Annotated in this window: 15 protein-coding genes; 5 read left to right on the top strand and 10 right to left on the bottom strand. The window is 68.3% G+C overall.

Features of this window, described 5'->3' with window-relative positions; genetic code table 11:
• Nucleotides 1-18 precede the first annotated feature (18 nt).
• From ACFVDI_RS21980 to ACFVDI_RS21965, 4 genes are read right to left on the bottom strand one after another with little or no spacing between them, the layout of a single operon-like run.
• Nucleotides 19-942, bottom strand: a complete 924-nt coding sequence (locus ACFVDI_RS21980) for an SDR family NAD(P)-dependent oxidoreductase (protein ID WP_378910181.1) — start codon at nt 940-942, stop codon at nt 19-21.
• Nucleotides 943-979: 37 nt separating this feature from the next.
• Nucleotides 980-1,399 (bottom strand): Zn-ribbon domain-containing OB-fold protein, encoded by a 420-nt coding sequence (locus tag ACFVDI_RS21975; RefSeq protein WP_179658671.1) that lies wholly within the window; start codon nt 1,397-1,399, stop codon nt 980-982.
• A gap of 10 nt (nt 1,400-1,409) precedes the next feature.
• Complete coding sequence (locus ACFVDI_RS21970) at nt 1,410-2,240, bottom strand: enoyl-CoA hydratase-related protein (protein ID WP_350715971.1); 831 nt, start codon at nt 2,238-2,240, stop codon at nt 1,410-1,412.
• Nucleotides 2,241-2,249: 9 nt separating this feature from the next.
• Entirely contained in the window at nt 2,250-3,497 is a 1,248-nt protein-coding gene (locus tag ACFVDI_RS21965) for a cytochrome P450 (RefSeq protein WP_378910175.1), read from the bottom strand.
• 209 nt (nt 3,498-3,706) lie between these two features.
• Between ACFVDI_RS21965 and ACFVDI_RS21960 the strand changes: the two genes are divergently transcribed.
• The 3 genes from ACFVDI_RS21960 (at nt 3,707) to ACFVDI_RS21950 (ending at nt 6,926) form a co-directional block, all read left to right on the top strand.
• Entirely contained in the window at nt 3,707-4,321 is a 615-nt protein-coding gene (locus ACFVDI_RS21960) for a cysteine hydrolase (protein WP_350715967.1), read from the top strand.
• Nucleotides 4,322-4,549: 228 nt separating this feature from the next.
• Nucleotides 4,550-6,034 carry an aldehyde dehydrogenase family protein gene (locus ACFVDI_RS21955; RefSeq protein ID WP_350715965.1) on the top strand — a complete coding sequence of 495 codons (1,485 nt, stop codon included), beginning with the start codon at nt 4,550-4,552 and terminating at the stop codon, nt 6,032-6,034.
• A 28-nt stretch (nt 6,035-6,062) separates the two neighbouring features.
• Nucleotides 6,063-6,926 (top strand): mycofactocin-coupled SDR family oxidoreductase, encoded by an 864-nt coding sequence (locus ACFVDI_RS21950; protein WP_350715964.1) that lies wholly within the window; start codon nt 6,063-6,065, stop codon nt 6,924-6,926.
• 64 nt (nt 6,927-6,990) lie between these two features.
• On the opposite strand, the gene ACFVDI_RS21945 is transcribed toward ACFVDI_RS21950, so the two are convergent.
• On the bottom strand, nt 6,991-9,084 hold the full coding sequence (locus ACFVDI_RS21945; protein ID WP_350715962.1) for a PKD domain-containing protein: 2,094 nt from the start codon (nt 9,082-9,084) through the stop codon (nt 6,991-6,993).
• Nucleotides 9,085-9,506: 422 nt separating this feature from the next.
• Between ACFVDI_RS21945 and ACFVDI_RS21940 the strand changes: the two genes are divergently transcribed.
• Nucleotides 9,507-10,094, top strand: a complete 588-nt coding sequence (locus ACFVDI_RS21940; protein ID WP_378910167.1) for a TetR/AcrR family transcriptional regulator — start codon at nt 9,507-9,509, stop codon at nt 10,092-10,094.
• Nucleotides 10,095-10,116: 22 nt separating this feature from the next.
• Here ACFVDI_RS21940 and ACFVDI_RS21935 read toward each other — a convergent pair whose 3' ends face one another.
• The 5 genes from ACFVDI_RS21935 to ACFVDI_RS21915 form a co-directional block, all read right to left on the bottom strand.
• Nucleotides 10,117-10,908, bottom strand: a complete 792-nt coding sequence (locus ACFVDI_RS21935; protein ID WP_179658677.1) for an SDR family NAD(P)-dependent oxidoreductase — start codon at nt 10,906-10,908, stop codon at nt 10,117-10,119.
• A gap of 51 nt (nt 10,909-10,959) precedes the next feature.
• Nucleotides 10,960-11,199 (bottom strand): hypothetical protein, encoded by a 240-nt coding sequence (locus tag ACFVDI_RS21930; protein ID WP_350715959.1) that lies wholly within the window; start codon nt 11,197-11,199, stop codon nt 10,960-10,962.
• Nucleotides 11,200-11,210: 11 nt separating this feature from the next.
• On the bottom strand, nt 11,211-12,434 hold the full coding sequence (locus ACFVDI_RS21925) for an amidohydrolase family protein (protein WP_350715957.1): 1,224 nt from the start codon (nt 12,432-12,434) through the stop codon (nt 11,211-11,213).
• A gap of 223 nt (nt 12,435-12,657) precedes the next feature.
• Nucleotides 12,658-13,437 carry an SDR family NAD(P)-dependent oxidoreductase gene (locus ACFVDI_RS21920; protein ID WP_350715956.1) on the bottom strand — a complete coding sequence of 260 codons (780 nt, stop codon included), beginning with the start codon at nt 13,435-13,437 and terminating at the stop codon, nt 12,658-12,660.
• 29 nt (nt 13,438-13,466) lie between these two features.
• Nucleotides 13,467-14,090 carry a TetR/AcrR family transcriptional regulator gene (locus tag ACFVDI_RS21915; protein ID WP_350715954.1) on the bottom strand — a complete coding sequence of 208 codons (624 nt, stop codon included), beginning with the start codon at nt 14,088-14,090 and terminating at the stop codon, nt 13,467-13,469.
• Nucleotides 14,091-14,153: 63 nt separating this feature from the next.
• Between ACFVDI_RS21915 and ACFVDI_RS21910 the strand changes: the two genes are divergently transcribed.
• Nucleotides 14,154-14,963, top strand: coding sequence for a glucose 1-dehydrogenase (locus ACFVDI_RS21910; RefSeq protein ID WP_350715953.1), 810 nt, complete (start codon nt 14,154-14,156; stop codon nt 14,961-14,963).
• Nucleotides 14,964-14,987: the final 24 nt, after the last annotated feature.

Raw genomic sequence — 14,987 nt, 5'->3', positions numbered from 1 at the left:
TACGGGCGCGCGCTGCGACTAGCTGCCGAGTCGCAGGCCGGCCGCGCGGGAGCCGAAGATGTCGGTGCCCAGGACGATCCCGAGCTTGTCGGCGTCCCAGCGCTTGCCGCCGTTGGAGACCGTGGCGACCGGAGACCAGGCCTTGAGCAGGGAGATGTTCTCGCCCACCGCGCGGATGACCTGGCCGCTGACGTGGCCGGCCTCGGGGCTGGCCAGCCAGGCGACCACCGGGGAGCCGAGGGAGGGGTCCTTCGGGTCGAACTCGTCCTCGGCCAGGTCGCCGGGCTCGATCGCGGGCGCGGAGCCGGGCATCGATGCCGACATCCGGGTGCGGCCGCCGGGGCTGATCGCGTTGACGGTGACGCCGATCGAGGCGAGCTCGAGGCTGAGGGTCTGGGTCAGACCGACGATCGCGGCCTTGGCTGCGCTGTAGTTGGTCTGCCCGAAGTGACCGAGCAGGCCGGCGCCGGAGGTGGTGTTGATGATCCGGCCGTAGACGGGACCGCCGGAGGCCTTCGACTCCGCGCGCCAGCGTTTCGCGACCGCGCGGCTGGTCAGCCAGGTGCCGCGTACGTGGACGCGCATGACGAGGTCGAAGTCGTCGACGCTCATGTTCCAGATCGCCTTGTCGCGCACGATGCCGGCGTTGTTGACCACGATGTCGAGGCGACCGAGCTGCTCGTACGCCCGCGCGACCGTCTCCTCGACAGCCGCCTCGTCGCCGACGTCGCTGAAGTCCGGGACGGCGCTGCCGCCGCGGTCCTTGATGATCTGCACGACCTCGTCGGCGACCTTGCCGGTGCCTTCGCCGTCCAGCGAGGTGCCGAGGTCGTTGACGATGACCGTGGCGCCCTGCTTGGCCAGCTCCAGCGCATGGCCCCGGCCGATGCCGTGACCGGCGCCGGTGACCAGCGCGACCTTTCCTTCGAGCAGTCCGCTCATGTGTGCATGTCTCCTTGGGTCGAAACGGTTCGGTGGATCAGCTGGCAGGGCGGAAGACGATCGCGTCGAGCTCGTCGCTCAGCGCCCGGAAGTCGACCTCGACGGCCATCCCGACACTGAGAGCCTCCGGGTCGCAGCCCTCGATGTTCGTCATCAGCCGCGGGCCCTCCTCGAGCTCGACCATCGCCGCGACGTACGGCAGCCTCTCCTTGAACGGCGGCAGATCGTTCACGTAGACGGTCGAGTAGGTGTAGAGCGTGCCGCGCCCGGAGGCCTCGATCGCCTCGACGTCCTCGCTCCAGCACGACGGGCAGAACGGCCGCGGATAGTGGTGCACCTTCTCGCAAGCGCGACACCGCGCGATCAGGAGGCGACCGGCCTTGGCGGCCTCCCAGTAGGGCCGGGTCGCCGACTCGACGGTGGGCAGATCGGCGCGCGGTTTGGCACTCTGACTCATTGCGAACTCCTCACCAGCCGACGAAGTCGGCGGGCCGCTTCTCGACGAAGGCACGTACGCCCTCCTTGGCATCCTCCGAGTAGGACTGGACCTCCTGGGCCATCGCCTCGGCGACGAACGATCCGGTCCGGTCGGTGTCCGGGGCGTCGTTGATCAGCCGCTTGGTCAGGCCGATCGCGGTGGTCGGCCCGCCGGCCAGGCGAGCGATGAGCTCGTCGGCCGTCGCATCGAGCTCGCCAGCCGGGACCACCCGGTTGACCAGGCCCAGACTCAGCGCTTCCGCAGCGGGCAGCTTCTCCCCGAAGAACGCCATCTCCTTGGCCTTGGCCGGCCCGATCCGCCGGGCCAGCAGGTACGCACCGCCGCCGTCCATGACCAGACCGCGCTTCACGAACGCCTCGGCGAAGTAGGCGGTCTCGGCGGCCACGACCAGGTCAGCGGCGTACGCCAGGTGGGCGCCGATCCCGGCCGCCCCGCCCTGCACGACGGCGAGGACCGGCTTGCTGCAGTCGAGGACGGAGGCGACCAGCGTCTGCGCTCCACCCATGATGGTGCGCATCGGGTCGGTCGCCCGCTTGACGTTCTTGGCATGGCCGTCGGCGAGACGTACGACGTCGGCACCGGAGCAGAAGTGGCGGCCGTTGGCCCGCAGCACGACGACACGTACGTCGTGGTCGGTATGCGCCTCGGTGAACAGCCGGATCAGCGTGTTGCGGTCCTCGGGGCGCAGCGCGTTCGCCCGGTCGGGACGGTTGATCGTGATGGTGAGCACGCCGGCCTCGGTGCTGTGCAGCACCGCAGCCTCTTGCTCGACAGCAGTGTCGATCACAGGGTCGGTCATCGGCGCTCCTCAGCGGGGCGTGTAGGTCGCCTGCAGGTGCTTGACCCCGTGCAGGAAGTTGGATCGCAGCAGGTCGGGCTCACCGGCGGCCGCCAGGCCGGGCAGCTCCTCGAAGAGGATCTTGAACAGCACCTGGAGCTCGAGCCGGGCCAGGTGCGCGCCGAGGCAGAAGTGCGGCCCGGCCGCCCCGAAGGCGACGTGCGGGTTGGGGTTGCGGGTGACGTCGAAGGTGTAGGGGTCCTCGAAGACGGACTCGTCGCGGTTGCCGGAGTTGTAGAAGAGCACCACCTTCTCCCCCTTCGTGAGCTCCTGTTCACCGAGCATGACCCCGTCACGAGCCACCGTGCGCCGGAAGTGGATCACCGGCGTCGCCCACCGGAAGATCTCCTCGACCGCGGAGACGGCGTACGTGTCGTAGTCGGCGCGCCACAGCTCACGCTGCTCGGGATGGTCGGTGAGCGCGATCAGACCGTGGGTGATCGCGTTGCGGGTGGTCTCGTTGCCGGCGCCGACCAGCAGGATGAAGAACTTCGCCATCTCGGCCGGGGTGAGGTTCTCGTCATCGGCCGCGACCAGCTGGCTGATCACGTCACCGGTGGGGTTCGCGATCCGGTCCTTGGCGAGATCCTCGAGCAGCTCGATCAGGCCGACGCTGGCCGCGGTGACCGCCTTGTTGATCCCGGCGCCGGTCTGGTCGGGGATGTACTCGGCGTCGCTGGCACCGAGGATCACGTTGGTGGCCTCGAAGATGAACTGCTCGTGCTCGCGCGGGATGCCGAGCATGTTGCTGATGATCCGCAGGGGGAGGGGGGCGGCCAAGTCGGTGACGAAGTCACAGCGCCCGTCGGCGGGCAGCTCGGAGATGATCTCGCGGACCGTGTCCTCGATGTCGGAGCGCAGTGCCTGCAGCGACCGCACCGTGAAGCCGCGGGAGACGATCTTGCGCAGCCGAGCGTGCTCGGGGTTGTCCATGTCGATGATCGAGCCGCGGTACTCCCGCAGCTCGGCCGGCTGGTCGAAGATCTGGGTGCCGCCGTCCCCCGAGGTGAAGTCCTCGGGACGACGGCTGACCTCGAGGATGTCCTCGTGGCGCGTCAGGGCCCAGAAGCCCGACTCGCTCTGAGCGCTGACCCGGACGAACGGCCGGGGGTCCTCGCGACGGTGGCGGGCGAACGTACGCTCGCGCTCATCCGCGTCGGCGTGCCACCAGCTGAGATCGTTGAGTGGACTCGACGCGAGCGACTCTGCTCCGGACATGTGGCAACGCTCCTGCAGGGTTGAGGTTGGACGGACGGCCGATCAGCGGCCGCCACTTCCGATTCTGGCAGTTGTGTCACTTTTTGACAAGGCCCAGGCTCGGCTTGATGTGCCCCTTTGCCGACGATCGACGGGCCACCAAACTGGCGCTAATGTCACCTTCAGAGGAGGTCGCCGACGATCTCCGACCCAGAGAGGCCGATACCCCGATGAGCGACCAGAATCCCGATCCCTACGACTCCCCCGCCCTGGTGATCAGCGAGTGCCAGGTAGGCATCCTGGAGCCGGGCCGATCCGTGACCGGCGGCCTGGCCGAGCAGGCAGAGATCCGTGGCATCGTCGACCGCATCGGCACGCTCGCGAACCTGTTCCGCGAACGCGGCCTCCCGGTCGTGCACTGCCTCATCGAGCACCGCGCCGACCAGATCGGCATGCTGCCCAACTCCTACCTCGGCGCGATGGCGCTTCGGTCGAGGACGATGACCGCCGGCACGCGCGACGTGGCCGTGCCTGCCGCGCTCGGGCCGAAGCCCTCCGACATCGTCAGCAGCCGTGCCACCGGCCTGACCGCCTTCTACGGCACCGACCTGGACGCCATGCTGCGCCACTGCCGGGTCCGCACCCTGGTCCTGACCGGCGTCTCGACCAACGTGGCACTGCCCGGACTCGCGATGGAGGCCGTCAACCGCGGCTACGACGTCGCCCTCGCCGAGGACTGCACCGCCGGCTCCTCGGCCGAGGCCCACGAGTTCTTCGTACGCAACCAGCTCGCCCTTCTCGCCCGCATCACCACCGCCGCCGACGTCGCCGCCCGCCTTCCATAGACTCCCGACGATATCGTCAGAATCCATGCCCATCAAGGCACTTTTCCTCCCGCTTTTGGCTTGTGTCAACCGTGCCAAACGCAGTTGACAAAAGCGCCAGCCACCTTTCCATTTCGATGTGACTCCCACTACATTGCGGGTACCAGCGCAGATCATGAGCGCGTGATTCAGCACCGCAGCGACCCTCTCGCGACAAGTGAGTCGAGCCGGTGCGCGAAGGAGCAGATGATGTCGGTGACCCAGGATGTGACGCTCGGCGAGACTCGGATGCTGATCGACGGAGAGCTTGTCGAGGCGACATCTGGCAGAACGTTCGCCAACGTCAACCCAGCAACCGAAGAGACCATCGGCCAGGTGGCCGACGGGGCGGCGGTCGAGATGGACAGGGCGATCACGGCTGCCCGGCGAGCCTTCGACGAGACCGACTGGTCGACCAACCATGCCTTCCGCAAGCGCGGCCTCGAGCAACTGCAGGAGGCGCTGGAGTCGGAGCGCGAGCAGTTCCGGGCCGAGCTGGTCGCCGAGGCCGGTACGCCGGTGGTGGTGACCTACATGGCCCAGCTCGACTGGCCGCTGGCCGACGGCCTGCTGTGGCCCGCCAAGGAGATCGAGCAGTTCGGCTGGGAGCGCGAGCTACCGCAGAGCAGCCTGGCCGGGATGAACAGCCGGCGGCTGGTCTGGAAGGAGGCCATCGGCGTCGTCGGCGCGATCGTGCCGTGGAACTACCCGTTCGAAGTCCTCATCGGCAAGCTCGGCCCGATCCTGGCCACGGGCAACACGGTCGTGGTCAAGCCCGCCCCCGACACTCCGTGGAACGCGACCAGGGTGGGGCGGCTCATTGCGGAGAAGACCGACATCCCGCCGGGGGTGGTCAACATCGTGACCTCCTCCGACCACCTGGTCGGCGAGCTCCTCACCCTCGACCCGCGGGTCGACCTGATCTCCTTCACCGGCTCCACCGTCACCGGGAAGCGGATCATGGAGAAGGGCGCCGCCACGCTCAAGCGAGTGTTCCTGGAGCTGGGCGGGAAGTCGGCGGCGATCATCCTCGACGACGCGGACTTCGCCTCCACCGTGCCGGCCGGGATGAGCGTGTGCATGCACGCGGGCCAAGGATGCGCGATGCAGACCCGGATGCTGCTCCCCCGCTCACGCTATGACGAGGGTGTGGAGCTGATCACCGCTGCGATGCGACAGGTTCCGTGGGGCGACCCCACCGACCCGAGCATGTTCATGGGCCCCTTGATCAGCGCTCGCCAGCATGAGCGGGTCACCGGCCTAATCCGCACCGGGATCGAGGAAGGGGCGAAGCTCGTCGTGGGCGGCCCGGACCGCCCCGCCGGCCAGGACAAGGGGTTCTTCGTCGAGCCGACCCTCTTCGTGGACGTCGACAACGCGATGACGATCGCCCAGGAGGAGATCTTCGGACCCGTGCTCGCGGTGATCCCCTACGACGATGACGACGACGCGGTCCGGATCGCCAACGACAGCAGGTACGGCCTCTCCGGAGCGGTCCATGGCTCCCCCGAGCGAGCGATGTCGGTCGCCCGTCGGGTCCGCACGGGTTCGCTCGCGGTCAACAACAGCCTCTGGTACGGCGCCGACTCGCCCTACGGCGGCTACAAGACCAGCGGGCTCGGGCGACAGAACGGGATCGAGGGGTTCGAGCAGTACCTCGAGACCAAGGCCGTCTCGTTCCCCGTCCAGCCCTGATCACCACCTCCAGAGAAGGAGTCATCCCATGACCAGTCGCCTTGAAGGCAAGGTCGCATTCATCACCGGCGCCGCGCGGGGGCAGGGCCGCAGCCATGCGGTGCGGCTCGCGGAGGAGGGCGCCGACATCATCGCCGTCGACCTGTGCGAGCAGATCGAGTCCAACCCCTACCCGCTGGCCACCCCGGAGGACCTGGAGGAGACCGTCCGCCTGGTCAAGGATCTCGGCCGCAACATCGTCGCCAGCAAGGCAGACGTACGCGAGCGCGACCAGCTCCGCGACGCGCTCGACGCCGGCGTCTCCGAGCTCGGCCGCCTCGACATCGTCGTGGCCAACGCCGGCATCCTGCCGATGGCGATGGGCGACCCCGACCCGCTCGACTTCGTCGACGTCACCGACGTCGACCTGGTCGGCGTGATGAACACCGTCGCCGTCGCGATCCCGCACCTGCAGGCGTACGCCTCGATCGTGGTCACCGGATCGACGGCCGCGATGCTGCCGAACACGACGGACAACCCCGCGATGGGCCCGGGCAGCGCCGGTTACGGCTGGTCGAAGAAGACGCTCATCGGTTACACCGAGCAGATGGCGCTGCACCTGGCATCGCAGTTCATCCGGGTCAACTGCGTCCACCCCACCAACGTCAACACCCACCTGCTCCACAACGACGGCATCTACCAGCAGTTCCGCCCCGACCTCGAGCACCCGACCCGCGAGGATGCCGAGCCGGCCTTCAACATGTTCCAGGCGATGCCGATCCCCTACGTCGAGCCGGTCGACATCTCCAACCTGGTGCTCTTCCTGGCCTCGGACGAGGCCCGCTACATCACCGGCCAGCAGATCCGCGTCGACGCCGGCTCGCTGCTCAAGTTCCCGAGCGGCCCGGCCTGATCGACCGTACGAAGCCCGATGCCGAGTCGGCGCGTCATGACGCGCCGACTCGGCAGATTGTTGCTCAGGAGACGACGACTCGAGCGGAGGCGACGTTGGTGATCAGCCGGTTGACCTGGGTGATGTCGCCGTCGCGCTGGGAGCGTACGCGGGCGGTGACGAAGTAGGTGCCGGGCTGGTCGTAGGTGTGGGCGGTCTTGAAGGTGAGCGCTCTGTCCTTGCCGCTGACCTCGTGGGCATACGGGAAGGAGCCCCAGCCGTCCCAGTCCCACTCGACCGACACGATCGTGCCGGCACCCGGAGGCGCCTCGGTCTCGACGACGAGGTCGACGGCCTCGCCGGCGGCGACCTCCGCACGGGCGCCGCCGTTCGCGGTGACCGCGATGACCGGCTGGATCCCGCCGCGCTCGGCGGCCGAGGCGGGCAGCTTGATCTGCCCGTCGACCCAGTCGAAGGCGGTGTTCGGCGGGGCCTCGCCACCCTCGGTCCAGGCGATCAGGTCGGCGAGGCCCTGCTCGATGATCGGGAAGTAGTCGATCAGCCAGGTCGCGGTGGCCCGGCTCGAGGAGTTCGGCAGGTAGGACGGCGGGATGTGCTCCGCGTTCTGGGTCCACTGCAGCCGGTAGTGGTCCGCGGCGAACTCCTCACCCCCGGTGGCCAGGACGGCGTCGCGGTAGATGAGCCCCTGACCCGGCCACAACGAGGAGTCATGGGTGTGGTGCATCCACAGCAGCTTGCCCGAGTAGTGGCCGGTGTAGGAGACGCCCATCAGCGGTGACATCAGCGGCACCGGGTGCTGGGCGTAGAGCGGCGCACCGTCGTGGCGCAGCGAGTCGAACTGCGGGTCGTCCATCAGGTGGTGGCGGTGGAAGTAGCAGAAGGCGAGGAACTTCCGGTTGTCGACGTGCACGCCGTCGCCGGCCTCCACGCCCTCGAACCGCAGCAGGTTGGCCTCACCGTGGCCGTCGCAGGCGAACAGGTCACCGACGGTGCTGATCGCGTACAGCTGGCGCCCGGCGGCCTTCCCGCTGGTGAGCTTGATGCCGGCGCCCAGCCGGAAGCCGTCCGGCAGCCCCTTGATCTCCAGGGCGTACGCCATGTCCATGCCGGCCTCGCCGGCCATCAGCCCGGCCATGGTCTTCGTCATCGCGTACTCGGGCCCCTCGAAGGCGGGGTCGGCGAGCAGGTCGCGGACAGTCACGACCCGGGTGACCGTGGTCTCCACGTCGATGATGTCGGGCTCGACCGCGGAGGGCAGGTCGTGGCCGATGTATCCGGGCTCGGTCCAGAAGCTCTCGAAGTACGTCGGATCCTGCTCGACCAGGAGGTCGGCGATCGACGACCACAGCCAGATCTGGCCCATCGGGGTGAAGATCATGAACTCGTTGCCGTGCGGGAAGCCCTGCCGGTAGAGGCTGGCCAGCTCCTCGGCGCGGTGGGAGTCGAGCCCCGCGAACGGGTTTCCGCTGCCACCGGGCTGCATCGCATCGATCAGCCGGGCCGAAGTCGCCGAGTCGCGCAGCAGCCGCTGGACGTTGAACATGCAGGCGAAGCTCATCACCTGCGCGCCCTTGATCCGCTCGGTCGCCGGGAAGGGACGCACGTCGCCACCACCCATGAACGGCATCGCGCCGTCGAAGACGTCGGGGGCGTTCTCGAGCACCAGCGGCGAGCGCCGCCCGCCGCCGCTGCCGCCCCACACATAGGAGTGGTGCGGCTCGTCGCCGTAGACCTGCTTGGCGACGTACTTGGAGAAGCGGGCGCCCTCTACGGCTGCCCGCCAGCCGTAGAGGGTGGGGTCCTCGCCTCCGACGGGATCGATGTCGTCGCCGATGTGGCCCATGTTGGTCTCGACCATGTAGCCGCCGACGCGGGTGGTGAGCGGCAGGCCGCCCATCGCCTCACCGAGCGCGCCGCCGAAGAAGTCCTCGTGGCCGGCGTGGGCGCCCTCCATCGGCATGACCAGGCGGCCCTGCCACTGCTCCTCGGGCGGGAAGTAGAAGGTGAATCGGGTGTCACAGTCGGCGAAGCCGCCGTGGATGTGACGGTGCGGGACCGGGAGGTCGCGCTCTTCGTCGAGGTCGATGTACGGAGCACCGAAGTGCCCGTCGGTGACCTGGTAGCTCGCGGTGTCCAGCGAAGAGGGGTTGGTGGTCATTGGTGGTCCTTCCCTGCGAGGGCAGAGTCGGCCGGCGATGCGCCAATTGGTGCACGAGTCGGCTCTGAAGCACGTGCTTGCCCGACCGACTCTGACGCTTTCGTCATGTGTTGTCAACGGCCCTTCGCCAGCTATCTGGCAAACGTGTGAACACTGTTGACTGCGGGCCAGTATGTGACTACGCTCACGCGAAATCCGCCCACTTCTTGCGGCGCCTGCGGGGATAACTCGCCACTGCGATCAACTCGAGTGAAGAGGCGCCACCTCGGCGCGACCAACTCTCCACCAAGCCCCTCCGGACCCGAGAACGCGCCACTCAGGACCCGATCTGACACTTTCGATAACTTCCGTGGCGGCGGAGCCGCGTCGGTCGATCGCTCCCCGGATGCGCAGGACCCCGCGCGGTGGTCCATCATGCTGCGATGGGAGATCCCGTGACCGCAGCCCCGGCCCCGCGCCCCGGTCTGAGCACCGAGCTCATCGTCGACACCGCGCTTCGGCTCATCGCACGCGACGGCGCCGACACCCTCTCGATGCGACAGCTCTCCGCCGAGCTCGGCGTCTCGCTCGGCGCGACCTACCGCCACGTCGCCAGCAAGGACGAGTTGCTCGTGCTCTGCGGACGCAGGCTCTACACCCGCAGCTACCTCGAACGCGTTCCAGGATCCGATCCGCTGGCCTGGGTACGCGACCAGGTGATGCACTTCTACGACCTGCTCCGGGCGCACCCGGGCATGGCCGACCACACGCTCTTCGCCGGCAACCTCGACCCGGATCTCTCCGCGGCCGTCCGGGCGTCGCTGGTGGAGGCGGGCCACAGCGAGGCGAACGTCGAGAAGGTCGGCCTGATCCTCACGCTCTACACCGCAGGTGCGCTGATGGCAGCCAACCGACCGACGTCGCCCCATCCAGCGAGCAACACGAGGGAGCTGATCGTGTCCGGGATCGACTTCATCCTGCGCAGCTACGCCTCCGACGAGCCGGGCAGCGCCCGCCCGTCGGAGGCGTAGAAAGGTCGTAGCGAGAAGCCGCTCAGGCGAGCGCCGCCTCCTGCTCAGCCCCCGAGGCGGCGTCCCCGTTGATCGAGAAACCGCCGTCGACGGTGACCATACTGCCCGTCGCGAAGGCTGCCTCGTCCGAGGCGAGCCAGGTGGCGGTATAGGCGATGTCCATCGGGTTGCCGATCCTGGTCAGCCGCCCACCGCCCTTGTGTCCGCCGATGTCACCCTTGAGTGCGACGACCCGGCCGACCAGGATGCAGTTGGCCCGGATGCCGTCCTCGCTGCCCTCGGCGGCGAGCGAGCGGGTCAGGCTGTTGACGCCACCCTTGGCTGCCGCGTACGCACTGAAGCCTTTGAAGCCGGCCACCGACTGGCCCGAGGAGATGTTGACGATCGAGGCGCCGTCCGCCTGCGCCAGGTGGGGCCAGGCGTACTTGCAGGCCCAGAAGAGGTTGCCCGTCAGTGTGCCGGACAGGATCGCCTCCCATTCCTCGGTGGAGTACTCGTGCAGCGGCTTCACGCTCGTGGCGACGGCGCCGGTGGGCGCGGCGTTGTTGACCAGGGTGCTGAGCCCGCCGAACCTGGCCACGGTCGCCTCGACGACCTCCCGCACGCTGGCCTCGGAGGTCACGTCGAGCTCGAAGAACTCCGCGTCGCCGCCCGCCTCCAGGATCCGGTCGACCACCTTCTTGCCCCTGTCGAGGGTGCGTCCGGTGACCGCGACCTTCGCCCCCTCGGAGGCGAAGTGTTCCGCGATCGAGCGCCCGATCCCCCGCGTCGAGCCGGTGACCAGCGCGACCCTGCCATTCAATCTGTTACCCACTGCAGATCCTCTCGTACATCGCCAGTGCGCTGTGATGTCAGGCGCCCGATCTCAGGGCGCCGCGGTCTCGAGCTCCTCGCGCAGGGAGGCGCGCAGCTCCTCCATGGCAACCAGCCGGCGCCGGACCATCGCGATCGCCGACTCGGGATCGGGCCCCGCCGACCCGGCCTCCAGCCGCGCGAGCCGCTCCCGGACGAGGACGATCTCCTCGTCGAGCCGCTCGGCGGCTTCGTCCTTGGTCAGCAGGTCCTGGTCGACCCAGTCGGGAGCGTCGATGTCCTTCTCAGGCATCGTGGTCCGCCTCAGGCCCGCGGGAAGTTGTACAGCTTGCGGGCATTGAGCTCGACGATCTGGTGCGCCTCGTCGTCGGGCACGTCCTGCAGGAGCTTCGCGGCGTACTCCCGGCTGTTGGGCCAGTTGGAGTCCGAGTGCGGGTAGTCGCACTCCCACAGGATGTTGTCGATGCCGATCTGGTGGCGGCGCGCGATGCCCTCGAAGTCGTCGATGTAGCAGCCGTACATGTGCTCGCGGAAGAGGTCAGAGGGGCGGACCTCCTTGTTGACGTTCTGGTACCAGCGGTGCCGTTCCCAGGTCAGGTCGATGCGCTCGAGGAGGTAGGGCATCCAGCCGATGCCACCCTCGGAGAGCGCGACCTTCAGGCTGGGGAACTTGTAGAACACCGGCGAGAAGAGCAGGTCGGCGGTCGCGTCCATCGAGTTCGTGCCGAAGAGCGCGATCATGACCGCCATCGGCGCCTCAGGCGAGGTGATCGGCGGCTTGCCCGAAGAGCCGAAGTGCATGCACAGGGGCAGGTTGCACTCCTCGGCCGCACGGAAGACGGGGTCCCAGTGGTCGGTGTAGAACGAGGGCAGACCCAGGCTCACGGTGTTCTCGGGGAAGGTGATCGCCTTGACGCCCTTCGCGGCGCAACGGTAGATCTCCTTGGCGGCCAGCTGCGGGTCCCACAGCGGCAGGATCATCATCGGGATGATCCGGTCGGGCGCGCTCGCGGCCCACTCGTCGAGGTGGAAGTCGTTCCAGGCCTGCACCGAGAGCAGGGCGAGCTCGCTGTCGTCGTGCTCGAGGAAGACGGTGCCGGCGAAGCGCGGAAACGACGGGAAGCACATCGCGGCCTGGACGCCGTCGATGTCCATGTCGGCCACGCGCGCCTTGATGTCGTAGCAGCCCGGCAGCATGTCGGAGTAGCGGGTCGGTTCCATGCCGTAGTCCTGCGGCTTCTTACCGGCGACCGCGTTCAGACCGATGTTGGGGTAGATGCGACCCTCGTAGTTCCACACCTCGGCCAGGCGCGGCGCCTTCACGGCCTCCCCCTCCTTGCCGTTGCGGGAGGCGTCGATCAGGGCGGCCGAGAGACCCTCGTCACCGTGGGCCTTGCTCATGTCCATCTCGACGATGCGAGGGCCCTGATCGAGGAACTTCTTGGGGAGGCGGTCGCTCCACAGGTTCTTGGGCTCGATCAGGTGATCGTCCACGGAGATGAGTTGCATGTGGTCCTGGAGCGGCATGGAGCCTCCTCGATAGGGTCGGGGCAGCCCCAGGCGCAGCTGTCGCACGCGTCAGATCACGGGGCTTCTGACACCTCGTACATTAGTGAGCGCAATCACATCGGTCAATGGCGACCGCTTGATTCACCGAAAATCGACGTGCCTTCCGCGAACGCTCCGCCGTCGTGATCCCGCCACTCTGACGGCTTGTGCAACTTTCTCAACCTCCTCGGCGGCCACCTCGTCAGCTGCGCACGAAAGCGTCCTCGATGCGGCGGTGCCGTTCCTTGACCGAGTCGAGGGTCTCCGGATGCGTGATCACATAGAGGTCACGACGGGCGATTCCGGCCAGGGTGATCTCCGCGACGGCCTCCGCACCCAGGAGGCCGGGACGGTCGGGCATCTCGTTCGTCGACGCGGCCGCTCGCGCCTCCGCGCCGGGCCGGTTGCGCTCGCTGTCGGCGATGCCGGTCCGCACCATCGCTGGGAGGAGAACCCCCACCCCAAGGCTCGAGTCCCGTGCCCGCAGCTCCTGGTCCAGCGTCTCCGTGAGGGCCACGACCGCGAATTTCGATGCGGAGTACGCCGCCAGGCCAGGCCCGTTGCGCAGGCCGGCGATCGAGGCGGTGTTGAGCAGGAAGCCGTCCGCCGACGTGCTCTCGAGGAGTGGGACGAAGGTGCGCATGCCATGGATGACGCCCCACAGGTTGACGTCCAGCACCCAGGCGAAGTCGTCCTCGCTCAGCTCATGGAAGGGCGCGATCCGCGCGACGCCGGCATTGTTGATCACGAGATCCACCCGCCCGTGCCGACCGATCACCTCCCCGGCGAGCCGCTCCACGTCGGCGGCTCGACTGACGTCGGTGAGTATGCCCACGGCTCCGAGCTCGGCCGCGGCGCGATCGAGCGCGGGCTGCTCGACATCGGCGATCACCACCGCAGCGCCCTCGCGACTCATCGCCCGCGCGAGCGCATACCCGATGCCTGATGCGCCGCCGGTGACCACGGCGACCCTGCCGTCCATGGATCCCGGCTCCCTCCCCTCGGCCCCGCTCATCTCGCCCCGTCCGCGCCGAGGCCGCGCAGCACGAACGCCGCCACCTCGTCGATCTCCTCGCGCGTCGGCACCGTCTTCGTCCACAGCTGGCGGCGCATGGCACCCAGCACCAGGTCCGAGACACAGTCGGCGCTCACCTGATCACCGCCGAGCGAGATGACCGGGTCGAGAACGAGGGCACTGATCGGAGCGAGCAGCTCGGCCTGGTTCGCGCCCTCGACAGCGCCCGCCTGGTGGAGGTAGCCGAGGACCGAGCGGCTGGTCTCGGCAGCATCGACGGCGCTGACCTGGCGCAGGACCATGCGCACCCAGACCCGGATCTGGTCACGCGGGTCATCGATCTCGCCCATCCGGGCACGCGCGGTCTCGGCGACCCGGAGCACCCCCCGTTCGAGCACGGCCAGAACCAGCTCGTCCTTGCTCCCGAAGGTCTTGTAGAGGGTCTGGTTGGAGATTCCTGCCGCTGCCACGATGTCCGAGACCGACGGCATCACCGGTGCGGACCGCTCGATCAGCCCGAGCGTGATCTCCAGGATCCGGTCGACCTCCTCAGCCGCCGAGCGTCGCTGGCTCTCGAGGCGGCGCTCGGTGGCCCGGGCAGCACGCTCGCCCGACCCCATGACACTCGTTGGTGGTATATCTTTCTTCACTGAGAGTAATCCGATTCTGTTCTGAGGAGACCAATGACTTCCGGAAGCCATGAGACCACAGAGCCGAGGCACGAGGCCACCATGGGCTCGCCCTTCGACCTCTTCAGCCTCGAGGGGAAGGTCGCACTGGTCACCGGCGGCAGCCGGGGCCTCGGCCGCCAGATGAGTCTGGCCTTCGCCCGGGCCGGAGCCGACGTGATCGTCACCAGCCGTAAGCTCGAGGCCTGCGAGGAGGTCGTCGCCGAGATCACCTCGACCACCGGCCGCCGCGGTCTCGCCTACGGCTGCCACCTGGGCCGCTGGGACGAGATCGAAGGGCTGGTCGACACGGCGTACGACCGCTTCGGCCGGGTCGATGTCCTGGTCAACAACGCCGGCATGTCACCGGTCTACGACAAGGTCACCGACGTGACCGAGAGGATGTACGACAGCGTCCTCAACCTCAACCTCAAGGGACCCTTCCGGCTGACCCAGCTGGTCGGGACGCGGATGAAGGAGCAGGGCTCGGGCAGCATCATCAACGTGAGCAGCACCGGGTCGCTGCGCCCGATGGGCTCGATCATCCCGTACGCCGCGGCGAAGAACGGCCTCAACGCGATGACCGAGGGTTTCGCCGACCTCCTCGGGCCCGAGGTCCGGGTCAACACGCTGATGCCGGGGCAGTACCTCACCGACGTCGCCGGCGCCTGGGACATGGAGCACACCAACAAGATGGCCGCTCGGTTGCACCTGGAGCGGGTCGGCAACCCGCCGGAGATCATCGGGGCCGCGCTGTTCCTGGCCAGTGCCGCCTCCAGCTACACCTCAGGAACGATCGTCCGCTCGGACGGCGGCATCCCGTAGGCCCTAGCCGAGTCGGCGCGTCAT

Origin of the sequence: Nocardioides sp. NPDC057767, assembly GCF_042798275.1 — a bacterium.
GTDB lineage: Bacteria > Actinomycetota > Actinomycetes > Propionibacteriales > Nocardioidaceae > Nocardioides.
The sequence above is the reverse complement of the archived record's forward strand: the minus strand, read 5'-3'. Positions and strand labels throughout refer to the sequence as shown.